This is a genomic window from Geothrix sp. 21YS21S-2 (genome assembly GCF_030846775.1).
Lineage (GTDB): Bacteria > Acidobacteriota > Holophagae > Holophagales > Holophagaceae > Mesoterricola.
The window spans coordinates 4,806,734-4,831,152 of the sequence record NZ_CP132910.1; the positions used below are offsets into that span (position 1 = coordinate 4,806,734).

The following is a 24,419-nucleotide window of genomic DNA, read 5'->3' on the forward strand; positions in this document are numbered from 1 at the left end:
TCCTTGGGTTTGTCGAGAACGCAGGGAGGATCGGATGGCGGACCCAAGGGTGCAGCCGAAGCTTACCGCGGCCGGGGGCCAGGAGGTTGAAATCGGCCTGACCCGGAAACCGGTTTCCCCATGGGGCGGGTTGGCCTTGTTCGCCGCGTTTGGGGAGCCGATCGGTCTTCGCCAGGCCATGGAGCAGGCCCTGGCCGGGGTTTGCAGGACATCGCCCAACGCCCTTCCCTCGGACCGTTGGCGAATCCTCCGCGCCGCTGCGTTTGACTGTTTTCTTATGAAATGACAGCCATTAGCCCTTGCATGGCGGGTCGTGGGCAAGGGGTCGGAACGCCAGCCGACCCGGCCGGTCTAGATCCGGGTTCCCAGCTCCTGCAGGTTGCGCACCCGCACCTCGCCCCGCAGCGTCTCCACCGCCTCGCACGCGGCCAGGGCGGCGCTCATGTTGGTGACGCAGGGGATCTTCAGGCGCAGGGACTGGCGACGGATGGTGTCCTCGTCCACGAAGGCGTTCTTGCCGTGGGGGGTGTTGACCACCCACTGGATCTCGCCGTTCTTCAGGAGGTCCACGGCGTTGGGGCGGCCCTCGTTCACCTTGTGGATGCGGCGCACCCGGTACCCGGCGGCCTCCAGGGCGCGGGCGGTGCCGTCCGTGGCGCACAGGCCGAAGCCCAGGCTCGCCAGGCGCCGGACCAGCTCGGGGAGCTGGGGCTTGTCCTGGTCGCTGACGCTGAGGAAGACGGTGCCGGACAGGGGCAGGACCATGTTGGCGGCCTGGAGGGCCTTGGCGTAGGCCTCGCCGAAGGTGGCGCCCACGCCCATCACTTCGCCCGTGGAGCGCATCTCGGGGCCCAGGACCGGGTCCACGCCCGGGAACTTGGCGAAGGGGAAGACCACGCCCTTGACGGCCACGGCCAGGGCCTGGCCGTCCTGCACGCCCTGCTCGCGCAGGGTCTCGCCCAGCCCGATCCGCGCGGCCACGCCGGCCCAGTTGACCCCGGTGGCCTTGGAGATGAAGGGCACGGTGCGGCTGGCCCGGGGGTTGGCCTCCAGGCAGTAGGGGAGGCCGTCCTTGATGGCCCACTGGAGGTTCAGGAGGCCGCGCACCCCCAGCTCGAAGGCCAGGGCGCGGCTCATGGCCTTCACGGTCTCCAGGGTCGCCTCGGGCACGCCCAGCGGGGGGAAGACGGCGTACGAGTCGCCTGAGTGCACCCCGGCCTCCTCGATGTGGGCCATGACGCCGGCGATGACGGCGGTCCCGCCGTCGCACACCAGGTCCACGTCCAGCTCCTGGGCGTTCTCCAGGTAGCGGTCGATGAGCACGGGACGGTCCTCGCTCACCAGGGTGGCCTCGCGCATGTACTTCTCCAGGCCCGCGTCGTCGAAGACGATGGCCATGGCCCGGCCGCCCAGCACGAAGCTGGGCCGCACCATGACGGGGTAGTGGAGCTTCTCGGCCACGGCGAGCGCCTGGGCGGGGTTGGAGGCCATGCCCCAGGGCGCGGCCGGGATGTCCAGCTTGCGGAGCACCTCGCCGAAGCGGTTCCGGTCCTCGGCGTCGAAGATGGCCTTGTGGGCCGTGCCCAGGAGCGGCACGCCCGCGGCCTCCAGCTTCTGGGCGAGCTTGAGCGGGGTCTGGCCGCCGAACTGGGTGAAGACGCCCAGCAGATGTCCGCCCGCGCCCTCCCGGTCCACCACGGCCTTCACGTCCTCGAAGACCAGGGGTTCGAAGTAGAGGCGGTCGGAGATGTCGAAGTCCGTGCTCACGGTCTCGGGGTTGCAGTTGACGAGGATGGCCTCCACCCCCTTGGCGCGGATGGCCTCCACCGCCTGCACGCAGCAGCAGTCGAACTCCACGCCCTGGCCGATGCGGTTGGGGCCGCTGCCCAGGACGATGGCCTTGGGGCGGTCCGTGGGCGGGGCCTCGCTGCGCTCCTCCCAGGTCTGGTAGAGGTAGGGCGTCTCCGCCTGGAACTCGCCCGAGCAGGTGTCGATGCGCTTGACGGCGTGGCGCAGGCCCATGGACGCCCGCAGGGCGCCCACGCCGGCCTCGGTGGCCCCGCAGAAGGCGGCGATCTGGGAATCGGTGAACCCGGCGCGCTTGCCCTTCTCCAGCAGCTCGCGGGGGAGCCGCTCCAGGGGGAAGCCCCGCAGGCGCCCCTCCAGCACCACGATCTCCTCCATCTCCCGCAGGAACCAGGCCGAGATGCAGGTGAGGCGGTGCAGCTCCTCGACGGAGTGGCCCGCGCGCAGGGCCTGGTAGATCCAGAAGATCCGCTGGGGGCCCGGCGTCAGGAGGTGCTCCTTGAGCCGCGAGAGGTCGAGCTTCCCGTCGAGGGCGCCCGCGAGGCCCAGGTGGCCCTCCTCCAGGCTGCGCAGGGCCTTCTGCAGGGCCTCCTGGAAGCTGCGGCCGATGGCCATGGTCTCGCCCACGCTCTTCATCTGGATGCCCAGCACCGGTTCGGTCTCGGGGAACTTCTCGAAGGTGAAGCGTGGGACCTTGACCACCACGTAGTCCAGCACCGGCTCGAAGGCCGCCTTGGTGCGCGCGGTGATGACGTTGGGCAGCTCCCACAGGCGGTAGCCCAGGGCCAGCTTGGTGGCCACCCAGGCGATGGGGAAGCCCGTCGCCTTGCTGGCCAGGGCCGAGGAGCGGGATACCCGGGGGTTCATCTCGATGACGATCATGCGGCCCGAGGCGGGATCCAGGGCGAACTGGATGTTGCTGCCGCCGGTCTCCACGCCCACGCCGCGGATGACGGCCTTGGCGGCCTCGCGCATGCGCTGGTACTCGGGGTCCGTGAGGGTGAGGATGGGGGCGACGGTGATGCTGTCGCCGGTGTGGATGCCCATGGGGTCCAGGTTCTCGATGCCGCAGATGATCTCCACGTTGTCGTCCAGGTCCCGCACCACCTCCAGCTCGAATTCCTTCCAGCCCAGGATGCTCTCCTCCACCAGGACCTGGTGGATGGGGCTGAGGTCCAGGCCCCGCTGGGCGATGGCCTCGAAGTCCTCCACGTTGTAGGCGATGCCCCCGCCGGAGCCGCCCAGGGTGAAGGAGGGGCGCAGGATCGCGGGGAAGCCGGTCATCTTCGAGATGGCGCGGGCCTCCTCCATGCTGTGGGCGAAGCCGCCCCGGCAGGTCTCCAGGCCCAGTTCGTCCATGAGGGCCTTGAACTGCTCCCGGTCCTCGCCGCGGTCGATGGCCGCGGGCTGGGCGCCGATGAGGCGCACGCCGTAGCGCTCCAGGATGCCGGCCTTGTGGGCCTCCATGGCCAGGTTGAGCGCCGTCTGGCCCCCCACGGTGGGCAGGAGCGCCGCGGGGCGCTCCCGCTCGATGACCTTCTCCAGCACCGCCAGGTTCAGGGGTTCCAGGTAGGTGGCGTCGGCCCGCTGGGGATCGGTCATTATGCTGGCCGGGTTGGAGTTCAGGAGGATGGTGCGCACCCCCTCCTCGCGCAGGGCCTTCAGGGCCTGGGTGCCGGAATAGTCGAACTCGCAGGCCTGGCCGATCTGGATGGGGCCGGCGCCAAGCACCAGGACTGAAGTGATCTCGGGGTTCCTAGGCATGGTGGTCCTCCATCATGCGGACGAACCTGCCGAAGGCCCCGCGCGCGTCGTGGGGTCCGGGGGAGGCCTCCGGGTGGTGCTGGATGCTGAAGATGGGGAGCGTGCGGTGCCGGAGTCCCTCCACGGTGTCGTCCGAGAGGTGGCGGTGGGTCACCTCGATCTCGGGAGGCAGGGTCGCCTCGTCGACGGCGAACCCGTGGTTCTGGGCGGTGATCTCGACGCGGCGGGTGGCCAGGTCCAGCACCGGCTGGTTCGCGCCGCGGTGGCCGAACTTCAGCTTGAAGGTGCTGCCCCCGAAGGCCTGGCCCAGGAGCTGGTGCCCCAGGCAGATGCCGAAGATCGGGAGCCGGCCGATGCAGGCCTCCACCTCCTTGCGCATGCCGGGCAGCGCCGCGGGGTCGCCGGGGCCGTTGCTAAGAAAAAGCCCGCTGAAGCGGGCCGCGGTCAGCTCGGAGGCCGGGGCGTCCCAGGGGAAGACCTCCAGGTCGAGCCCCGAGGCGGCGAGCCGGGTGAGGATGGAGGCCTTGATGCCGCCGTCCAGGACCGCCACCCGGAACTTCGCGCCCTCCCGCAGGAGCTCGTAGCGGTCCGTGCAGCTCACCTCGCCCGCCAGGGCCTGGCCGGACATGTCCGGCAGGTGGGAGGCCGCGGCCACCCCCGCAGCGAGGGAACCGTCCGTCTCGGTCCAGATGAGGCCGGGCTGGGCGCCCCGGTCCCGCACGTGCTGGGTGAGGGCGCGGGTGTCCACCTCGGTGATCACGGGGATCCGGTGGCGCTTGAGCCAGCTGCCCAGGTCGCCCTCGGCCCGCGCGTGGTCGGGCTGGAGGGTCAGGCGCCGGCAGATGAACCCCGCCGCCCAGGGCCGCGGGGCCTCGTTGAGGTCGCCATGGACGCCGTAGATCCCCTGCTCGGGGAAGGTCATGCAGACCATCTGCCCCGCGAAGCTGGGGTCCGTGAGGATCTCCTGGTAGCCGGCCATGGCGGTGGTGAACACCACCTCGCCGCTCCCGCCCCGGCCAAGGGGGGCGTCGCCTCTGAAGCACTCACCGTCTTTCAGGATCAGGTGCGCGAGCATGGGGTCTCCTCACGCTGCCTTGGGGCCGGGATCTCATGACCCCTTCGTTCCGGCATTCCGTCGAGATTAGTGCGAACGCCTCTGGATAAACAGACTTGAATATGTATGGTTTTTCGGGCGATAATAGTGGCTTCTTTCCTGAACGGACCTGGATGGCCCCAAGCGCGTGGCCGGATCCAAGCAGTTGATAAATAAGGCAATCTTGGGTTCGCTTCGGCGGATTCCGGGTTTCGGCTTTTCGGGTCTGCAAATGATTAAATAGTTTTTTGGTTTAGACAATAATTTTCATTCATCCCTTTTGTGCTCGCTTGTTCATTCGTTTGGATGCAATGCGCGCGGCCGTACGAGAGCATGGAAGCCATGGACAACCCTGGCACCCTCTGCGTCTTCGCCGGCTCCCATTCCGGCACCAACCCCCATCACCTGGCGGCGGCGGTGGCCCTGGGGCAGGCCATGGCCCGGCGGGGCACGGGTCTCGTCTACGGAGGCGCCCATTGCGGCCTCATGGGGGCCCTGGCCGACGCGGTGCTCCAGGGCGGGGGCAGGGCGGTGGGGGTCATGCCCCGGGCCCTGGTGGCCCGTGAGAAGGCCCACCGCGGCCTGACGGAGCTGATCATCACCGAGGACATGCACTCCCGGAAGGCCCGCATGGTCCAGCTCTCGGGCGGATTCCTGGCCCTGCCCGGGGGGTTCGGCACCCTCGACGAGCTGTTCGAGGTGCTGACCTGGGCCCAGCTGGGCATCCACGCCAAGCCCGTGGGGCTCCTCAACAGCGACGGCTTCTGGGACGGCCTGCTGGCCTTCCTGGGCCAGGTGGAGGCCCACGGCTTCCTCCACGGGGACGGTCTCGCCGGACTGCCCTGCGAGGCGGACCCGGACCGGCTCCTGGATCGGCTAGCCCCCAGGAGCCTGTCCACGTAACAGGAGGCCCCGCGAGGCCTCCTGTTACGTGGACAGGCTCCTCGGTAGCTCCAGCACGAACCGGCTGCCCCGGGGCTGGTTGTCCTCGACCCAGATGCGCCCCCCGTGCAGCTCGGCCACGTGCCTGCAGAAGGCCAGGCCGAGGCCCTTGCCGCCTCCCGTCCCGGCGTCCTCCCCGGCCTTGAAGAGCCGGTCGAAGATCTGCTCCTTCAAGGGGTCCGGCACGCCCGGCCCCTGGTCCTCCACGGAGATCCGGCACTGGCCGGCCCGGGCGTCGAGGGCCGCCCGCACCTGGATCGCCTCGCCCGGCGCGTGGCGGGCGGCGTTCTCCAGCAGGTTGAAGAGCACGCGCCGCACCAGGTGCGGGTCGGCCTGGATCGTGCCCGGGCCGTCGGCCTTCACCTCGAAGACCTGGGGGCGCCGGGTGCCGAAATTCCCGAACTCGCTCACGACCCGCGGGAGCCAGCGGGCCACGAGGATGGCCTCGGTGCGCAGGACCGGGCGGTCCCGGCGGGACAGGGAAATGTCCAGGAAGTTGTCCACCAGGCCGTGCAGGCTCCGGGTGCAGGAACCGATGCGGCGCTGGTGCTTCTCCCAGTGGTCCGGGGAGGCGTCGTGCTCGAAGATCTCGACGCTGGCGAGGAGGCCCGCCAGCAGGTTCTTCACGTCGTGCAGGATGAACTGGACCATCTCCTCGTGCTGGACCTGCATCTGCAGGACGGCCTCCTTCTCCTGCCGGAGCTGGATGCGCAGGCGCCGCAGGCGCAGGAGGCTGCGCACCCGGGTCAGGAGCTCGGGGGGCAGGATCGGCTTGCGCAGGAAGTCGTCGGCCCCCGCGCGAACCGCGTCCCCGTGGTTCCGGGGCGAATCGTCCACGGTGACGATGAGGATGGGGATGTCGTCCCCCTGGGGGTCCGCCCTCAGCTGCCGGCAGATCTCCAGGCCATGGGCGTCCGGCAGGAGGAGGTCCAGAACCAGCAGGTCGGGAAGCCGCTCCCGGAGCGCCGCGAGGCCCTCCTCCACGGTCGTGGCGGCCCGCACGCGGTAGCGGCTCTCGGCGAGGATGAACCGGAGGAATTCCATCGTGACGGGAGCGTCCTCGACGACGAGGATCTCGGCGCCCTCGTCGGCCCTCACGTGGGGGTGGCTGTCGGGGTCTGCGGGCTGCACGGGGCGTTCCTTCACAAGTCCGGCTGGGGGAACTGTAAATGAATTAATAATTTGAGCTTATGGGGTGGTGTCGGCGTTTCCGTATTGTCCGCCGCTTCGGGGGCTATGCCTAGCCATCATGCGTCCGGCACGTCGGTCCACGGCCCATCCCCCCCCGGGTTCTCGGACCAGGAATCAGAAGCTGGGGCGCCGGGAACTGCAAATGGAGAAATATCTGTCAGGAGGGGATTGACGAATGCCAAGCAAAGAGTACTCTGTAATGCAGAGTTCTCTTAACCCAATTTCAAGGAGGCGACCCATGAATCCAACCTGCCTTTCGCTCGCCCGACTGCGGAGGTGCCGCCATGCCTGACCTCACCCCGGACCAGGCGCGCGAAGCCCTGGCCGACATCGAGATGGTGGCCCGCCACACCCGCCGGGCCGTGGCCGGCAGCCAGATGGGCGACAACCTCCTCCTCTGGGGGGCCCTCTGGATCGTCGCGTTCACCCTGTCACACCTGTCCCCCGCCCACACCAGCCGGATCTGGATGGTGCTGGGGAGCCTGGGCATGGTGGCCACCCTGGGGCTGGGCCTCCGGGACCACCGCCAGGGCAACGTCCGGAGCGCCCAGACCCGCAGGCTCATGGCCCAGGTGGCCCTGTTCTGGCTGACGGTCATGGTCTACGCCATGGCCCTGGGCATGCTGCTGCCCCTGAGGAACGGCGCGGACCAGCTCGCCGTGATCGTCACCGTGCTCATGATGGCCTACGTGCTCATGGGGATCTGGGTGCGCAGCGGGCTGCTCGCCGCCATCGGCCTGGTGGTGAGCGTGGCGGCCCTGGCGGGCCGGGCCTTCCTGGACTTCCGGGGCTTCCTCCTGTGGATGGCCGTGTTCGGTGGGGGCGGCCTCTTCCTGCCCGGACTCTACATCAAGCTCCGCTGGAGGTAGGCCATGGCCGGGCTGAACGAGATCATCCACCAGACGGCGCGGCTGCGCATCGTGGCCGCCCTGGCGGCCCTCGATGCCGACGCGAAAGTCGACTTCACCTACCTCCGGAACCTGCTCAAGCTTTCCGACGGCAACCTGGGGGCCCACCTGCTCAAGCTGGAGGAGGCCGGGTTCCTGGCCCAGGAGAAGACCTTCGTGGACCGCAAGCCGCGCACCTACCTGTCGCTCACCGGCGCGGGGCGGGAGGCGTTCCAGGAGCACGTCAAGGCGCTGCGGGAGATCCTGGGCTAGCCGTGCCGCCGGGCGTGGGCGTAGAGGGCAGGCCACAGCACCGCCAGGGCCTCGTCCACCAGCACCGGCAGGACGGGCCGGCCCCGGCCCTTGACCCATAGCCGCTGGGCGCCCTGCAGGGCGGCCAGGGCGAGGGCGGCCTCCAGGTCGGAGATCCGCTCGCCCTGGGGGCCCGCGGCGCCCCAGCGGCGGAAGTGGCCCGACAGGACCTCCAGGTAGTCGCGGTCGAGTTCGGCGCGGCGGGCGCGCAGGGCGGGGTCGGCCTCGATGCGCTCCAGGCGGCGCAGCCATGGCCCGCCGTCCTCCTCCAGGTGCCGGGCCAGGGCCTGGAAGGCCTCCACGAGGCCCGAGCGGTCCAGCACCTCGGCCAGGCCCCGGACCAGGTCGGCGTGGTCATGGAAGATGATGGCCTCCAGGTCGGCCTGGGAACGTACGTCCGCAGGACCGCCCGAGTCCAGGGCGGCCAAGGTCCGGTCCAGGATCTCTCGCTGTTTCTGTAGTTGGCGCTCACGCCTGCCTGCCGTCATGGGGTCAGTGTACGGGAAGGGGCGAGGGAATCGAAAGGATGAGAAGGAATATCCACCCTCCTCGCCCCGCTGGAGGCCTCCTCCAGCTCGCCGCAGGCTCCCCTGGATACCGGCGTCGAGAACCGGTTCAAACGGTGATGACGACGATCTCCGGGTCCACTTCCTTGCGCAGGATGCCCTCGATGGCCATGAGCGTGCCCGTAAGTCCCGACGGGCACGACCCGCAGGCGCCCAGGTAGCGGATCATCACCTGCTTCTCGTGGCGGCCGACGATGTCCAGGCCGCCGCCGTCGGCGGCCAGGGCGGGGAGGATGCTGGCGGCGAGGACCTTGCGGATCTGCTGGATGAGGGGGTCGTTCTCGTCCACCTCGGGGCGGTCCCAGTGGGGGGCCTCCTGGGTGGAGCCGGCCGCCGACGGGGCCTGGCGGATGGGGGGGGCCAGCTTGGGCAGGAGCTCGGTCCAGCCGATGCCGTCGTCCTTGGTGACCGTGATGAACTTGTCCTGCATGAAGACCGACACCACGTGGCCGATGGCGAAGAGGCCCCGGGCCAGCTCGTCGTGCTCGGCCATCTCCGCGTCCCGGAAGGCCTTGGGGAAGCCCACGGTGACGGGCTCCTTCAGCTGGAACTTCACGGCGTTGGGATTGGGGGTGTACTCGATTTCGGCGATCTTCGGCATGGGGCGTCCTATTCGGTGCTGACGATGTCTTCGCCGTGGAGCGCGCTGTGCAGCGTGGCCCAGGGCAGCACGGCGCACTTCACCCGGCTGGGCAGGTCCCGCACGCCCTGGAAGAGGCTGAGGCGGCCCAGGACGTTGGGGTCGGTGGCGGTGTCGAGGGCGCCGCGGATCATGGCGCGGAACTGCTCCACCAGGACCTCGGCGTCGGCCACGGGCTTGCCCTTGACGTTGACGGTCATGAGGCTGCTGGAGGCCTTGGAGATGGCGCAGCCGTGGCCCGTGAAGCGGATGTCCTGCACGAGGCCGTCCTCCACCACGAGCTTGAGGACGATGTCGTCCCCGCACAGGGGGTTCAGGCCGTGGGCGTGGTGGGTGCAGGGCTCGAGGTCCCCGAAGTTGCGGGGCTTCTTGTTGTGCTCGATGATCACCTGCTGGTACAGCTCCCGGGGGTCGCTCACTGGAAGATCTCCTGGACGTTCAGGATGCCAGAGACCAGGGCGTCCACGTCGGCCCGCGTGTTGAAATAGGCGAACGAAGCACGGGTGGTGGCGGGGATGCCGAACCGGGTCATGACGGGCTGGGCGCAGTGGTGGCCGGCGCGCACGACCACGCCGGCGTGGTCCAGGATGGAGCCGATGTCGTGGGGGTGGATGCCCTCCAGGACGAAGGACAGGACCGAGGCCTTCTCCCGGGCCTCGCCGATGATGCGCAGGCCGGGGATGGCCTTGAGGCGCTCGGTGGCGTAGAGGAGCAGGTCGTGCTCGTGGGCGGCGATGCGGTCCAGGCCGATGGCCTGCACGTAGTCGATGGCCGCGCCCAGCCCGATGGCCTGGGCGATGGGGGGGGTGCCCGCCTCGAACTTGCCGGGGATGGCCGCGAAGGTGGTGCCCTCCCAGGTGACCGAGAGGATCATGCTGCCGCCGCCGTGCCAGGGTGGCATGGCCTCCAGCAGGCTCTTCCTGCCGTAGAGGACGCCGATGCCGGTGGGCCCGGAGAGCTTGTGGCCGCTGAACACGTAGAAGTCGGCGTCCAGGTCCACGACGTCCACCTTGAGGTGCGGCACCCCCTGGGCGCCGTCCACCAGCACGGGCACGCCCTTGGCGTGGGCCCGCCGGATGATCTCCTTGACGGGGTTGATGGTGCCCAGGACGTTCGAGACGTGGGTGACGCCCACGATTTTCGTGCGCTCCGTGATGAGGTCGTCCAGGCCGTCCAGGATGAGCTCGCCGGCGTCGTTCATGGGGATGACGCGGATTTTCGCGCCGCGGTCCTCGGCCAGCAGCTGCCAGGGGACGATGTCGGAGTGGTGCTCCATGGCCGACAGGAGGATCTCGTCGCCCTCGTGGACGTTCTGGCGGCCGAAGGTCTGGGCCACCAGGTTGATGCTCTCGGTGGTGCCGCGGGTCCAGATGATCTGCTTGACGCTGGGCGCGTTGATCAGGGCGCGCACCTTCTCCCGGGCCTCCTCGAAGCGGTCCGTGGCCTCCTGGCTGAGGGTGGAGACGCCCCGGTGCACGTTGGTGTGCTCGAAGGACTGGTAGTGGGCCATGCGCTCGATGACGGGCAGGGGGGTGAGGCTGGACACGGCGCTGTCCAGGTACACCACCGGCTTGCCGTGGAAGGGCGTGGTGAGGGTGGGGAAGTCCGCGCGGATCTTCTGGATGTCCAGGGGGGCGGTGGCGGTGCTCATGACAGGGCCTCGAGGGTGCCGGACTGGGTGCGGGCCAGCACGGTCTGCCTCAGCTGGCGCCGCAGGCTCGTGACGGGGATGCGGGCCAGGAGGTCGGCCGCGAAGGCGTAGGTGAGGACGTTGCGGGCCAGGGCGGGGTCCATGCCCCGGCTCTGCAGGTAGAAGAGGCCCTCGGGGTCCAGCTGCCCGATGGCCGCGCCGTGGGCGCACTTCACGTCGTCGGCGAAGATCTCCAGCTCGGGCTTGGTGTCGATGCGGGCCTTGGGGGACAGCAGGAGGCCGCGGCACTGCTGCTGGGCGTCGGTGCCCTGGGCGCCGGGGCGCACGAAGATCCGGCCGTTGAACACGGCGCGGGAGGCGTCGTCGGCGATGACCTTGTGGGACTGGCGGGTGGTGCAGTGGGGGACCGTGTGGTCCACGAAGGAGTGGGTGTCCGAGAGCTGGGAGCCGCCCAGGAGGGCCAGGCCGTCCAGGCTGAGCTCGGCGCCCTCGGCGGCCATGACCACGTGGGGCGTGGACCGGGAGAGGCGCCCGCCGAAGCTGATGGTGCGGCAGGCGTAGTTCCCGCCGCGCTCGACCCGGGCCGCCAGGTGGGAGAAGTGGAAGGCCAGGTCGGATTCCCGCTGGATGCGCTCGTGGATGAGGCGCCCGTCCTCGCGGACGATCACCTCGGCGACCCCGCTGGTGAGGTAGGTGCCCGTCCCCAGGTGCTCCTCCACGAGGACGGCCGAGGCCCCGCGCTCCACCACCACCAGCAGGCGGGGCAGGGCGAAGGTGGGCACGGCGCCCTCCTGGCGGTTCACGAACACCACGTGGAGGGGGGCCTCCACCTGGACGCCCTTGGGCACGACGACCAGGGCGCCGTCCTGGAACCGGGCAAGGTTGAGGTCCGCGAAGAAGTCCGATCCGGAGAGGGTCCCCAGGTCCCGGGCCATTTCCGTGGCGCAGGAGAGGTTCAGGAACCGCACGCCCGCGGGCAGGTTGGTGACGTTGCTGGCGTGGGGGGCGTAGTGGCCGTTGACGAAGACCAGGCGCGAGCCGCGGGCCTCCGGGAGGATGACGTGGGCGATGTCGGCGTCCAGGGCGGCGCCGGGGGCGAACTCCAGGTCGCGCATGGGGGCCAGGTCGGTGTACTTCCAGTCCTCCTGGCGCGTGGCGGGGAGCTCCCTGCCCTCCAGGGCCGCCTCGGCCTTGGCGCGCAGGGCCTCCCAGCCCGAGGGCCGGAGCCGGGAGAGGATGCCCTCGAGCAGGGGCACGGCGTCCAGCGCCACCATCACGCCCTCCCCGCGGGGGCTTCTTCCTTGAGCCAGTCGTAGCCCCGCTCCTCGAGCTCGTCGGCGAGCTCCCTGCCGCCGGTGCGCACGATCCTGCCGCCGGAGAGCACGTGCACCTGGGTGGGCTGGATGGTCTCCAGGATGCGGGGGAAGTGGGTGATGATGAGCTGGGCGCGGTCGGGGCCCTGCAGGGCCGTGACGGCCTCGCCCAGCACCCGCAGGGCGTCGATGTCCAGGCCCGAGTCCAGCTCGTCCAGGATGGCCAGCACGGGCTCCAGCACGCACATCTGGAGGATCTCGTTGCGCTTCTTCTCGCCGCCGGAGAAGCCCTCGTTGAGGCTCCGGTCCAGGAAGGAGGGGTCCATCTTCACGAGCTTGATGCGCTCCTGGATGTAGTCGTCGAACTCCAGGGGGTCCAGCTCCTCCCGGCCGTTGGCCTCGGCCTTCTTGTTGTAGGCCAGGCGCAGGAAGGAGGCGTTGGAGACGCCGGGCACCTCGATGGGGTGCTGGAAGCCCAGGAAGATGCCGGCCCGGGCGCGCTCGTCGGCGGCCAGGTCGAAGAGGTTCCTCCCCTGGAACAGCACCTCGCCGCCGGTGACCTCGTACGCGGGATGGCCGGCCAGGACCTTGCCCAGGGTGGACTTGCCGCTGCCGTTGGGCCCCATGATGGCGTGCACCTCGCCGGCCTTGATCTCCAGGTTGATGCCCCTGAGGACGTCGTTTTCGCCGATGCGGGCGGTGAGGTTGCGGATGGAAAGCATGCTTGTCTCCGAATGGGTGTTCATCAGCCGACGCTCCCTTCGAGCTTGAGGCCCAGGAGGCGGGTGGCCTCCACGGCGAACTCCATGGGCAGCTCCCGGAACACGTCCTTGCAGAAGCCGTTGATGATCATGGAGATGGCGTCCTCGGGAGGGATGCCCCGCTGCTGGAAGTAGAAGAGCTGCTCCTCGCCGATCTTCGACGTGGTGGCCTCGTGCTCGACCTTGGCCGAGACGTTCTGCACTTCGATGTAGGGGAAGGTGTTGGCCGAGCAGTGGCTGCCGATGAGCATGGAATCGCACTGGCTGAAGTTCCGGGCGCCCTCGGCCTTGGGGTGGACCTTCACGAGGCCCCGGTAGCTGTTGCTGGAGAACCCGGCCGAGATGCCCTTGGAAATGATGGTGGACTTGGTGTTGCGGCCCAGGTGGATCATCTTGGTGCCCGTGTCGGCCTGCTGCCGGTGGTTGGTCAGCGCCACGGAGTAGAACTCGCCCACGCTGTTCTCGCCCAGGAGCACGCAGCTGGGGTACTTCCAGGTGATGGCGGAGCCCGTCTCCACCTGGGTCCAGCTGATCTTGGCGTTGCGGCCCTTGCAGAGGCCGCGCTTGGTGACGAAGTTGAAGATGCCGCCCACGCCGTCCTTGTCGCCGGCGTACCAGTTCTGCACGGTGCTGTACTTGATGCTCGCGTCGTCCAGGGCCACCAGCTCGACCACCGCGGCGTGCAGCTGGTTCACGTCGAACTGCGGGGCGGTGCAGCCCTCCAGGTAGCTGACGGAGGCGCCCTCCTCGGCCACGATGAGGGTCCTCTCGAACTGTCCGGATTCCTTGTTGTTGATCCGGAAGTAGGTGGAGAGGTCCATGGGGCAGGTGACGCCCTTGGGGATGAAGCAGAAGGAGCCGTCGGTGAAGACCGCCGAGTTGAGGGCGGCGTAGTAGTTGTCCGAGGTGGGCACGACCGAGCCCAGGTACTTCCGGACCAGCTCGGGGTGCTCGCGCACCGCCTCGCTGAAGCTGCAGAAGATGATGCCCTCTTCGGCCAGCCGGGCCTTGTAGGTCGTCGTGACGCTCACGCTGTCGAACACCACGTCCACGGCCACGCCGGCCAGGGCCTTCTGCTCGTTGATGGGCACGCCCAGCTTCTCGAAGGTGCGCAGGAGCTCGGGATCCACCTCGTCCATGCTCTGGTACTTGGCTTCCCGGGGCTTGGGGGCGGAGTAGAAGACGATCTTCCGGACGTCGGGCTTCTCGTAGTGGACGTTGGCCCACTCCGGCTCGGTCAGGGTGAGCCAGTGGCGGTAGGCCTTGAGGCGGAATTCAAGCAGCCAATCGGGTTCGCCCTTCTTGGCGGAGATGAACCTGATGACATCCTCATCAAGCCCCGGAGGCACGCTGTCGGACTCGATGTCCGTGACGAACCCGTACTTGTATTCCTGACCTGTGACCTGCTGCAGTGACGTGCTCATGGCCGGACCCAACCTTCCCGAATAATCATGACTAGACTTGTCAACTTTGTCACGGACCCTTTGACCGCGATCACAGATGACCGGCCGGCTGCTCTAGGTCATGAATCATTCCTTCCATCCGGGACCGGAGCAGGGTGGTCTGGCTCTCGGGCAGATCCCCCGGGTCCGAGTCCAGGCCGTCCCGCAGCACCGCCAGGGCCTCTTCCTTCTCCCTGAGGGCCGCCAGGGCCATCCCCAACTGGAAATGATTGATCATCGTCGGCTCGCTTGCAAGGACCGGGTCCACGAGCTGGACGACCTCCCGGGGATGCTTGAGCTCCAGGAGGTACTGGCCCAGCAGGGTGCGGGCCCGGGCCTCCTGGCCGGGCAGGGGGTTGGCCTGGAGCCGGCGCACCTCGGCGAGGTCGGCTTCGGTGATCTTCGCGTTCATGAGCCGGTGGGCCTGGCGGATGATGGCCGCCTCCCAGGCGCCGCTGCTCTTGGGGTGGGCGTTGAAGAACACGTCCAGGGCCTGGTTGAGGCCCTTCTCGTCGTTGCGGTCCATGAGCGAGTCCAGGGCCAGGCGCAGGGCCTGGAAGCACAGGCGCGGATGGCGGGGGCTGCCGGCGAAGAGGACGGCCTTGCCCAGGTGGGCCTTGGGGTCCTTCTGGTAGGCCAGGTTCAGCTCCAGCCACTCCAGGCGCTCGCTCCTGTCCTTGCGCCGGGCCTTCTTGAGGACGCCCTCGGCCTCGGCGAGGTTGCCCTCGGAGAGCCAGTCCTCGGCGTCGTCCAGCAGGTAGCGGGCCTCGGCCTTGCCGCCCCTGGCGCTGCGGAGCTGGGCGGCGTTCTCGGCGTCCAGGAGCAGGAGGAGCTGGGGATCGCCGGGGTGCTGGCGCAGCAGCTCGGCGAGGATGGAGAAGGCCTTGGGACGCTCGTCGGCGAGGATGTAGCCCTCGGCCAGGAGCTCGCGGACCCGCAGGTCCCCGGGGAGGTAGCCGGAGGCCTCCTTGAGGAGCGGGATGGCCTTGGGGGCCTCGCCCCGGGCCAGGAGGGCCTCGGCCAGCAGGCAGAGGGTCTCCCCGTCCCGCTGGAGGTTCACGGCCTCCTGCGAGCTCTCGAGCGCGCCCTGCAGGTCCTCCTCCTCCAGGAGGAGCTCGGCCAGCTGGATCTTGGGGCCGGCCTCGTCGGGGCGCAGGTCGGAGGCGATGCGCAGGGTCTCGATGGCCGCGTCGGCCCGCGCGGGGTCGTCCTGGAGCACCTTGGCCAGGAGCATCCAGCCCTCGAAGTGGCGGGGGCTGAGCTGCACCACGCGCCGCGCCAGCTGCTCGGCCTCGTCCCACACCTGGGCCACCTCCTTGAGGGCGGCCACGGTGAACACCAGCTCGTAGTTGCGCGGGTCCAGCGCCAGGGCCTCGCCCAGGCGCGTGGCGGCCTCGGGCAGCTGGCCGTTGTCCAGCAGGGCCGAGGTCTCCAGGAGGGCCCGCTTGAGCTGCGAGGCGGCCTTGGGCTTGGCGATGGGGAGTATCCGGGCGCGGTAGCGGGTGAAGAGCTCGCGCGCGCTGATGAGCTGCAGGTTCTCCTCCACCAGCTGCTCCCACCGGGAGGAGAAGGCGCGGCCGTCGAGCTGGCCCTTGTGCTCCATCTCCTGCACCAGGGACATGAGGCCGTTGCGCAGCATCACCTCGCTGCGCTCCAGGCGGCCCATCTGGTCGGAGACGGTCTCGAGGTAGGTCTCCACCCGGCGCAGGGTCTCCTCCAGGCCGGTGATGCGCTCGAGGAGATGCTCGTCGAGGTCGTCCTCGGCCTCCATCTCCTCGGTCTCCTCCCAGGTCTGGTCCCCGGCGACGATCAGGAGCCTGGTGCCGCACTTGCGGCAGATCTCCCTTTCTCCCGGGTTCCAGGTGAAACAGTTCTGGCAGAAGGTTCCAGGGATCTCGTTCGTCATCCTACAAGGATAGCCGTACCCGGGTCGGGCCTTGCCCGGTAGAATCCCGGCAGAGGTGAAAAGTGCTCGAGACCTGGCTCAACCAGTCCCACGCCCTGCCCTGGCTCGTGATCATGTGGATCGCCGGGCTCCTGGGCTCCGTGGGCCACTGCGCGGGCATGTGCGGGCCCATCGTGGCCTCGTTCGGCCTGGCCCAGGCCAGGGAGGGGGGCCGCATGTGGCCCCGCCACCTGATGTTCCAGGCGGGCCGGGTGAGCACCTACGCGGTCCTGGGGGCCGCCATCGGCTTCCTGGGCGGATTCGCGAGGCTCCAGACCGTGCAGGACATGCACGCCTGCTGCCGCCCCGACGGCCAGGCCCTCATCGCCGCCCAGGCCTGGCCCTGGCAGGTGTGGGTCAAGCTGGGCATCGGGTTCCTGATGCTCCTCCTGGGGCTGTTCATGGCCCTGGGCCGGCGCGCCGACAGCCTCATGGAATTCCCCATGCCCCGGCCCCTCCAGAGCTTCCTGGCCCGGGGCCTCAAGTGGGGGGGGGCCCCCTACCTCCTGGGGCTGGCCTGGGGCTTCATCCCCTGCGGGCTGGTCTACATGATGCTCCTGCGGGCCCTGGACGCCGGATCCTGGCGCATGGGGGCGGCCGGAATGGTCTGCTTCGGTCTGGGAAACCTTCCCATTCTCCTGGGGCTCGGCCTGGCGGCGACCCGGCTTCGCCAGTCCTGGCGGACCGGCCTCCTCCGGGTGGGGGGGGTGCTGGTGGGGGCGATGGGCGGGTATATCCTGTGGCAGGCGGTCAGTCTTCTCCGCCTTCAAGCTTAGGCTCCCATCTGCCGGAATTGTCCTATGATGGGGTTCCCTCGAGGCCCTCCATGAGCACCGACGACAAGAAGCAAGAGGCGATGGAACTGGTCAGCAAGGCCTACCAGCACCACATGCGTGGCGAGGTGGACCGGGCCATCGAGCTGTACACCAAGTCCCTGGACCTGCACCGGACGCCCGAGGCCTACACGTACCGCGGGTGGGCCCGCTCCTTCCAGAAGGACTTCGACGCCGCCATCGCCGACTGCCACCGGGCCATCGACCTGGACCCCGAGTACGGCAACCCCTACAACGACATCGGCGCCTACTACCTGGAACTGGGCCAGTACGAGGACACCATCCCCTGGCTCCACATGGCCCTCAAGGCCAAGCGCTACGAAAGCTACTGCTACCCGCACTACAACCTGGGCCGCGTGTACGAGGCCCTGGACAAACTGGAGCAGGCCCTGGATCATTACCGCAGCGCCGTGCAGGAGAACCCCGGATACGCCCTGGCCGTGAAGGCCGTGGAGCGAGTGAAGGAAAAGCTCGCGTCGCTCCACGCACCCCTTCACGGAGCCCGTTGATGCCCTTCACGATCGCCCACAGTCCCGATTCCGACGACGCGTACATGATGGCGCCCCTGGCCCTGGGGTGGATGGACACCGAGGGCTTCGACTTCCGCTTCGTGCGCAAGGACATCGAGACGCTCAACGCCGAGGCCCTGGGGGCGCCGTACGAGGTGACCGCCATCAGCTTCGGCGCCTACCCCGAGCTGGCGTCCACCTACCAGCTGCTCACCGCCGGCTCCAGCATCCAGGAGGGCACGGGCCCCGTGGTGATCTCCCGGAAACCCCTGGCCCCCGCGGACCTGGCCGGCGTCACCGTGGCCATCCCGGGCCTGCGCACCAGCGCCTACCTGGCCATGCGCCGGTGGATGCCGGGCCTGAAGGTCGAGCTGGTCCCCTTCGACCGGATCATGGAGTCGGTAGCCGAGGGCGCCTTCGAGGCGGGCCTGCTCATCCACGAGAGCCAGCTGATGTTCCGGGACCGGGGGCTGCACCTCGTGGAGGACCTGGGCGCCTGGTGGAAGGCCGACTGCGGCCTGCCCCTTCCCATGGGCGGCAACGCCATCCGCAAGGACCTCCCCGAGGACGTGAAGGCGCGCTTCGCGAACCTCATGCGCCGCAGCGTCGAGTTGGCGCGGGAGCGGCACGACGAGGCGGTGGCCTATTCCCAGTCCTTCGGGCGGGGCATGGACACCGAGATGATCGGACGCTACGTCCGGGCCTGGGTGAACGACTTCACCGTGGATCCCGGGCCCCGGGGACGGGCGGCGGTGGACCGCCTCCTGGGCCTTTCCGCAGAGTGGATCCAGGGCTGAGCCGAAGGCGGCTCCCGGGGCATTGCGGCACCTTGGTTCTGGTAAATCAGGTTTTCAAAGCGGTAAGGTGGACATCATGCCGAAGGGGAGACCATGAAACCCATGCTGCGCTGCTTCGTGCTCACCGGGCTTGGTCCGATCCTGCTCTGCGGCTGCACCATGGGCGGCTGGAACAGCCCCAGGGAGCGGCTCTCCATCAACTCGCCCCCCGCCGTGACGCCGCCGAAGGCGAGCACGAACGACACCAACCTGTCTCAATATAAAACATACCTATTCACGACCGGCGCCACGGATCCGGATCTCTACGACCAGGTCGTGAGCTGCACGTGGGACTTCGGGGACGGCTCCCTCCCGGAGGCGGTCACCACCTCGCCCTTCTCGGTGCAGCACGCCTTCCTGGCCGCGTCCGCGGCGGTGAAGGTGACGGTCACCGCCCGGGACACCCACGGCCTGAACGGCCCCGCCTCCGCCACGACCTTCGTGGTGGCGCCTTCAGCCAATCCCTTCACCGTCATCCCCGTCACCCCCGCCGCCGCCATCAGCGTGCAGGCCGGCCAGGGCACCAGCACCACCGTCATCTTCCAGTTCCGTGTCACCTACAACGGGATGGGGACGGTGCCCAACGAGGATTTCCTGTTCACGCCGGGCAGTCCGCTGGCCACCGCGGTGCCCGTGGTCAAGATCATGGGCACCCTGGACGGGGCCGTGCCCTGGTCCATCGCCATGGCCTACCCCGCCTCCGGGGGCGCCGGCGCCGTCTACACGGCGACGCCTTCCTTGAAGATCAAGGACAGTCTGAATATCCAGAGCGTGCCGGTGCTCTTTCCCCCGGTAACGATCCAGACAGTGGCCCGTCCCTAGGCAAATCGTGAAGCCCAGGCCTTCCGGGCATCTATTTTCATAGAGTCATGGAAATAAATGGCCCCTGGATGGGGTTGATTGTATGATCGGAGCCATCATATCGGCCGATCTTTCTGTACTAATTTGGGTAATTGCTGGTTCTTTTCTTCGGCTTCAATGCGAAGGGGCATCCATGAGATTCACATTGCGCAACTCCGGGATCATCCTTTCTGCCACCTGCTTGGCGCTGCTTTGCGCATGCGGCGGAGGTGGTAACAGTCCCAGCAACAAAGTTGCGGTGAATTCGGCGCCGTCGGCCACGGCCCCCGTTGTCAATGCCACGACCAACACCCTCGTGGAATATAAGATATACACCTTTACCACCAGCACGACGGATCCCGACCTGGGCGATTCCGTCGCCAGCTGCATCTGGAATTTCGGGGACGGCACGCCGGTCCAGACCGTGACCGCCGCGCCGTTCACCGCCCAGCACGCGTTCCGGTCGGCGTCCAACGCCCTCACGGTGACGGTGACGCCCACCGACAGCCACGGCCTCGCCGGGACCGCCGTCGCCACCACCTTCACCGTCACCCAGGCCTCCAACCCCTTCACGGTCAGCCCGGTCGCGCCGGCCGCGCCCAGCACCCTGCAGACCCAGGTCGGCAGCAACGTTCTCTACACCTTCGACTTCACCATCGACCTCGACCCCGCCAGCGGGCTCACCTACAACGCCGCCGGCATCACCTTCAAGACCAACGACCCCCTGGCGACCGGCAGCAGCCCTGTGGTAACGGCCAAGCCCGGCACCACCAACGAATGGACCGCCACCGCCACGTTCCCGGCGGCCGCCACCACCGACAGCCGCACCTTCTCGCCGACCGTCTCGGTGCAGGACACCACGGGCGTCCTGCTCAGCGATCTCGTGACCCTGCCGGCCATGACCGTCAACACCACCCTCAGCGTCGCGCAGGCGCCGATCATATCCCTGGTCGCGTCGGCCGACATTCCCGTCCCAGGCGCCGCCAATTCGACCTGGCAGAACGTCCCGATCACGTTCACCGCCACGGCGGTGGATCCCCAGAACGCCTCCCTGACCTACAGCTGGACCTTTGGCGACACCGGCGCGGTCGGGGACGTCTCCAGCACCACCTCCCTGACCCAGACCCACACCTACGCGGCCGCCGGCATCTACACGATGGCCTTCAAGGCCGACAACGGGATCCCGGGCGGGAACAAGTCCATCTCCCTGGTCCTGAACATCCTGGCCAACGCCCCGCCCGTCCTCGCCTACACCCAGAACCCCACCGGCAACCCCTTCGCCTACCAGCCCATCACCTTCACCGCCGGCGTGACCGACGCCAACGCCGACACGCCGACCATCACCTGGGATTTCGGCGACGGGACCGCCAAGGTCACCGGCGCCACCGCGACCCACGCCTGGACGGCCCAGGGCATCTCCAACGCCTCCGTGACGGCCGACGACGGCAAGGGCGGCGTCACCACGGTCGCCATTCCCATCACGGTCCAGGCCAACCTGCCCCCGGTCTCCAGGATCACCACCCCCGCGGCTTCCGGCCTGCTCCAGAACAAGGTGTACGCCTTCACCGCCTCCGCCACGGACCCGAACACCTCGGACACCATCCAACAGTTCGTCTGGGACTTCGGCGACGGCAACACCGTGACCTCGGCCCCCGACGCGAGCCCCACCGGCACGACCCGCACCACCACCGTCAACCACACCTTCCCCACCACCGTCACCGGGACCATCCCCGTGCGGGTCCGGGCCATCGACGCCAACGGCGGCGTGGGCGACTTCAGCCCCTCCGTGGCCTTCCAGGTGGTCAACACCCCCCTGCCCGTGGTCGCCTTCACCACGCCGGGCGCCACCACCCTTAACGTGGACCTGAACGGGACCGTGAGCCAGGTGTTCACCTTCACCGTGACCAACCCGAGGGCCGGCGCCGGCGGCGCGACCGATCCCATTCCCGCCAACCTCATCACCTTCCAGCCCAACGACGCCGGGGCGACGGTCACCAGCCTCGTCAGCACGGGCGGGGGCGCCTACGCCGCCACGGTGCAGTACCCCGGCGCGGCGGCCACCGGCACCCGGACCTCCACCCCCTCGGCCTTCGCAACGGACAGCCTGGGCATCGTCGGCGTCCCCGCCAGCGGCCCGGTCATGACCATCAAGACCCTGGGCGCGAACCACAAGCCCGGGTTCACCATCAGCACCCCGGCGGCGCCGATCACCTCGGCCCTGACCTCCAAGGCCGTCAGCCTCGTCTTCGCCGTTTCCGACCAGGACAACGATCCGGTCTCCTACACCGTCGACTGGGGCGGACCCGACTCCGCCTGCCAGCCCAGGGTCGTCACCGGAACCACCACCACCAGCACCAGCGCCTCGGGCGGATCGGTGGTGACCCTGAGCCACATCTACCCGGATGCGTTCACCGGGAATGCCACGGTCACCATCAACGGCACCGACAACCGCAGTTCGAACGCCGCCGCCACCCAGGTGTCGTTCACGGTCACGGTGTCCCTGAACGCGCTTCCCACGGCTTCCATCTCCTCCCCCCAGGCCTCGGGGACCCCGCCCCCGGATCCCAAGACGATCCTGGACGGCGGCAAGGGCGTCCCCGTCATTCCCGCGGGCGACTCCGATCCCGACGTCGTCTACATCCCCGCCGGCGGCAAGCTCCTCTTCGCCGGCACCGGCGTGGCCCCCACCTCCGGTGGAGCCCTCACCTACGCCTGGACGTTCCCGGGCGGCGTGCCCAGCGCCAGCGGCGTCGCCAGCCCCGGCGAGGTCTCCTTCCCCGGCGAGGCCGGCAAGATCATCGCCTACCGCGTGGACCTCACGGTGACCGACACCACCGACGTGCAGGACCCGGCCAACAGCTGCGCGAAGGTCGGCCGCTCCAGCCTGGTGGTCCCCAAGAAGACGCGCAAGTGGGTGGTTGTGGACGGCATCAACACCCAGCTGTTCACCCTGAACTTCCTCTACCGCCAGATCAAGGACGATACCGGCCAGGCGGTCACGCCCCTGCCGAAGGTCACCACCGCCGCCAACGGCCTGGGCGCCACCATCCAGATCTTCCAGGACGGCATCACCTACAGCTATGCGGTGGCCGATTCCCAGGGCATCAACGCGACCATCTCGGTGCCGGTCCGCTCGGACCTGCCCTTCTGGATCGACATCCCCTCCTGGACGAATCCGGCGATCCCCGACAGCCGGTCCTACTTCATGCGCATCCCCAACGCCCCCACCGGCGCGTTCATGGATCCGACCCTGGGCGCGACCCTGGATTCCACCACCACGGTCTCCTCCTTCGGCTTCGAGAATCCCGCGGCTGCCGTCGCCCCCTGGAACCCGGTCCTGAACATCGTGACCGCCCAGGGCTTCGCGGCCGAGACGGCCGTCGCCTCCCTGCGCAAGCTGCAGGGAACGACCGCCCTGCCCGGCGGGATCCCGACGGACCGCTGGCTGTTCCGTCCCTCCGTGCCCTGGACCGCTCCCGTCTGGGAAGAGAAAGACAACATGGCGGCCACCTTCTCGGGCATCCAGGCCTTCCAGATCTTCGCGGAATGGCCCCTGATGCTCAAGACGATCCCCACGGTGGAAACCACCAGCGCCGGCACCTCGGCCAACCTGGGCTTCAACCTCGACTACCCCACCTATCAGGGTGACTCGGCCGTCCCCAATACCTACAAGGCTTCGGAGTTCCAGGCCTTCCGCGCCCCCGGCGCGTCCACGGACCCCTATGACCTGGATGTGGCCGGCTGGAGCTCGGACACGGTGAGCCTGTCCCCGCTGCCTGTGGCAGGCGCCGTTCCCGCCTTCTTCAACGCCGCGGTGTACGACTCTCAGGGTGCCTCGGCCTTCTCGGGCGGTCTGGCCGACCTCCTCATTCCCTACGACGCCAACGACGTCAACCGCCAGGTGATCACCCCTTCCACCCGGCCGCTCAATCCCATCCGGAGCGTCTTCTCCTACTCCGAATACCTCTGGTCCAGGGTCTGGCAGTGGCCGGTCACTCTGAACGCCGCCGCCCTTGACTGGCAGAACTCCAAGAACGGGATGCTGGCAGGCTTCCCGGGCTTCCGCTACACCTCGGCCACCACCTGGCCGAGCCACGCGGGCATCACCCCCCGGAACAGCGCCTTCAACCTCAACGCCACGGGCCAGGGCACCTTCGATGCCTCCTTCCCGGCGGCGGAGAACGGGCTGGTGCCCAGTCCCAACGGCGTCGGCCGCTTCTTCTGGACCGCGTTCACGCCCTACTACAACAGCGTCTCGGGCTGCACCATCGCCCGCACCTGGCTGGCCGACGGCACCACCCTGCAGCCGCCCACCGGCCTCACCGGGGTCGCCTCCGGCGACGCCACGGCCAGGTTCGGCTTCGTCCCGCCCCAGGACACCATGGTCGACAAGCGCGGCCGGAACGCCGACGGCAGCCTCAAGATTCCCAACCCCCTGGTCACGGATACGCCCAGCCTCGGCGGCTACCGGGTCACCTGGTTCAATGCCACCAAGGACAGCCTCGGCGCCCCGGTCGCCCCCGATTTCTGGGTCGTGGAACTGGCAACCGACCAATCAACTCAGCACTTCATGTTGCCAGGCAGCTTCCCGGCCCAGACCGTTGCCGGCAATCCGTCCAGCGGCTATCCGGTCTTCAGCGGCACCACCACCCCCAACCCGGACACGCTCCCCATCCTCACCGACGCCCGGGTCACCATGACCAGCGGCCAGATCTATACCGACCCGGTGGCCAAGACGACGTTGATGACCACCGTCGCCCCAGGCTACTGCTGGTTCGACGTCCCCTTCGAACTCCGGCCCTCCGGCTCCGCCACCCTGCGGGTATACGCCCTCAAGGCGATCACAGCCAACAACGCCGGGGGCAAGCTGGTTCCCCGCGCCCTCAACCGGACGGAGTGGATCGAGGCCATCAAGACGGCAACCGGCAACGTCCACATCAAGGCCAGCGATGGCAAGGATCTCAGCTACGCCTACAAGATCCCCTTCAACTACCACTGGGACATCGTGGTCACCAACGGCCCCGCCACCCCCGTGGCACCCTGATTGCATCCCCCTTGGGAAGCGTCGGATCCCCGACGCTTCCCCCT

19 protein-coding genes are annotated in these 24,419 nt (G+C 68.7%); 8 read left to right on the forward strand and 11 right to left on the reverse strand.

Features of this window, described 5'->3' with window-relative positions; all coding sequences use genetic code 11:
* Window positions 1-351: 351 nt before the first annotated feature.
* Both carB and carA read right to left on the reverse strand, forming a co-directional pair.
* Window positions 352-3,570: a carbamoyl-phosphate synthase large subunit gene (carB, locus tag RAH40_RS21135; protein ID WP_306599616.1), complete on the reverse strand. Its 3,219-nt coding sequence runs from the start codon at window positions 3,568-3,570 to the stop codon at window positions 352-354.
* On the reverse strand, window positions 3,563-4,645 hold the full coding sequence (gene carA / locus RAH40_RS21140) for a glutamine-hydrolyzing carbamoyl-phosphate synthase small subunit (protein ID WP_306599617.1): 1,083 nt from the start codon (window positions 4,643-4,645) through the stop codon (window positions 3,563-3,565). Before carA ends, carB begins: the two co-directional genes overlap by 8 nt.
* A gap of 360 nt (window positions 4,646-5,005) precedes the next feature.
* Between carA and RAH40_RS21145 the strand changes: the two genes are divergently transcribed.
* Window positions 5,006-5,566, forward strand: coding sequence for a TIGR00730 family Rossman fold protein (locus RAH40_RS21145; RefSeq protein WP_306599618.1), 561 nt, complete (start codon window positions 5,006-5,008; stop codon window positions 5,564-5,566).
* 24 nt (window positions 5,567-5,590) lie between these two features.
* Here RAH40_RS21145 and RAH40_RS21150 read toward each other — a convergent pair whose 3' ends face one another.
* Entirely contained in the window at window positions 5,591-6,736 is a 1,146-nt protein-coding gene (locus tag RAH40_RS21150) for a hybrid sensor histidine kinase/response regulator (protein ID WP_306599619.1), read from the reverse strand.
* 344 nt (window positions 6,737-7,080) lie between these two features.
* Here RAH40_RS21150 and RAH40_RS21155 point away from each other — a divergent pair, with 344 nt between their 5' ends.
* On the forward strand, window positions 7,081-7,665 hold the full coding sequence (locus RAH40_RS21155) for a hypothetical protein (RefSeq protein ID WP_306599620.1): 585 nt from the start codon (window positions 7,081-7,083) through the stop codon (window positions 7,663-7,665).
* A 3-nt stretch (window positions 7,666-7,668) separates the two neighbouring features.
* The gene (locus RAH40_RS21160) at window positions 7,669-7,956 is read left to right on the forward strand and encodes a transcriptional regulator (RefSeq protein WP_306599621.1); all 288 of its coding nucleotides are present in this window, start codon (window positions 7,669-7,671) and stop codon (window positions 7,954-7,956) included.
* Here RAH40_RS21160 and RAH40_RS21165 read toward each other — a convergent pair.
* From RAH40_RS21165 to RAH40_RS21200, 8 genes are all read right to left on the reverse strand, one after another.
* Window positions 7,953-8,423 carry a hypothetical protein gene (locus tag RAH40_RS21165; protein WP_306599622.1) on the reverse strand — a complete coding sequence of 157 codons (471 nt, stop codon included), beginning with the start codon at window positions 8,421-8,423 and terminating at the stop codon, window positions 7,953-7,955. The genes RAH40_RS21160 and RAH40_RS21165 overlap by 4 nt on opposite strands.
* 187 nt (window positions 8,424-8,610) lie before the next feature.
* The gene (locus RAH40_RS21170; RefSeq protein WP_306599623.1) at window positions 8,611-9,162 is read right to left on the reverse strand and encodes a NifU family protein; all 552 of its coding nucleotides are present in this window, start codon (window positions 9,160-9,162) and stop codon (window positions 8,611-8,613) included.
* Window positions 9,163-9,170: 8 nt separating this feature from the next.
* Complete coding sequence (gene sufU / locus RAH40_RS21175; RefSeq protein ID WP_306599624.1) at window positions 9,171-9,620, reverse strand: Fe-S cluster assembly sulfur transfer protein SufU; 450 nt, start codon at window positions 9,618-9,620, stop codon at window positions 9,171-9,173.
* On the reverse strand, window positions 9,617-10,852 hold the full coding sequence (locus RAH40_RS21180) for a cysteine desulfurase (RefSeq protein WP_306599625.1): 1,236 nt from the start codon (window positions 10,850-10,852) through the stop codon (window positions 9,617-9,619). The genes sufU and RAH40_RS21180 overlap by 4 nt, the downstream gene beginning before the upstream one ends.
* Window positions 10,849-12,126, reverse strand: a complete 1,278-nt coding sequence (sufD, locus tag RAH40_RS21185; protein ID WP_306599626.1) for a Fe-S cluster assembly protein SufD — start codon at window positions 12,124-12,126, stop codon at window positions 10,849-10,851. The genes RAH40_RS21180 and sufD overlap by 4 nt, the downstream gene beginning before the upstream one ends.
* Window positions 12,126-12,887: a Fe-S cluster assembly ATPase SufC gene (gene sufC / locus RAH40_RS21190; RefSeq protein ID WP_306599627.1), complete on the reverse strand. Its 762-nt coding sequence runs from the start codon at window positions 12,885-12,887 to the stop codon at window positions 12,126-12,128. Before sufC ends, sufD begins: the two co-directional genes overlap by 1 nt.
* A gap of 23 nt (window positions 12,888-12,910) precedes the next feature.
* On the reverse strand, window positions 12,911-14,350 hold the full coding sequence (sufB, locus tag RAH40_RS21195; protein ID WP_306599628.1) for a Fe-S cluster assembly protein SufB: 1,440 nt from the start codon (window positions 14,348-14,350) through the stop codon (window positions 12,911-12,913).
* Between the two features lie 70 nt (window positions 14,351-14,420).
* Window positions 14,421-16,274: a lipopolysaccharide assembly protein LapB gene (locus tag RAH40_RS21200; RefSeq protein ID WP_306599629.1), complete on the reverse strand. Its 1,854-nt coding sequence runs from the start codon at window positions 16,272-16,274 to the stop codon at window positions 14,421-14,423.
* Window positions 16,275-16,336: 62 nt separating this feature from the next.
* On the opposite strand from RAH40_RS21200, the gene RAH40_RS21205 reads away from it, so the two are divergent.
* From RAH40_RS21205 to RAH40_RS21225, 5 genes are all read left to right on the forward strand, one after another.
* A complete protein-coding gene (locus RAH40_RS21205) occupies window positions 16,337-17,089 on the forward strand; it encodes a sulfite exporter TauE/SafE family protein (protein WP_306599630.1) in 753 nt (250 codons plus the stop codon).
* Between the two features lie 50 nt (window positions 17,090-17,139).
* Window positions 17,140-17,655: a tetratricopeptide repeat protein gene (locus tag RAH40_RS21210; RefSeq protein ID WP_306599631.1), complete on the forward strand. Its 516-nt coding sequence runs from the start codon at window positions 17,140-17,142 to the stop codon at window positions 17,653-17,655.
* Window positions 17,655-18,452, forward strand: coding sequence for an MqnA/MqnD/SBP family protein (locus RAH40_RS21215; protein ID WP_306599632.1), 798 nt, complete (start codon window positions 17,655-17,657; stop codon window positions 18,450-18,452). Before RAH40_RS21210 ends, RAH40_RS21215 begins: the two co-directional genes overlap by 1 nt.
* 93 nt (window positions 18,453-18,545) lie before the next feature.
* Complete coding sequence (locus tag RAH40_RS21220) at window positions 18,546-19,313, forward strand: PKD domain-containing protein (RefSeq protein ID WP_306599633.1); 768 nt, start codon at window positions 18,546-18,548, stop codon at window positions 19,311-19,313.
* A gap of 334 nt (window positions 19,314-19,647) precedes the next feature.
* Window positions 19,648-24,375, forward strand: a complete 4,728-nt coding sequence (locus RAH40_RS21225; protein WP_306599634.1) for a PKD domain-containing protein — start codon at window positions 19,648-19,650, stop codon at window positions 24,373-24,375.
* The last annotated feature ends 44 nt before the right edge of the window (window positions 24,376-24,419 follow it).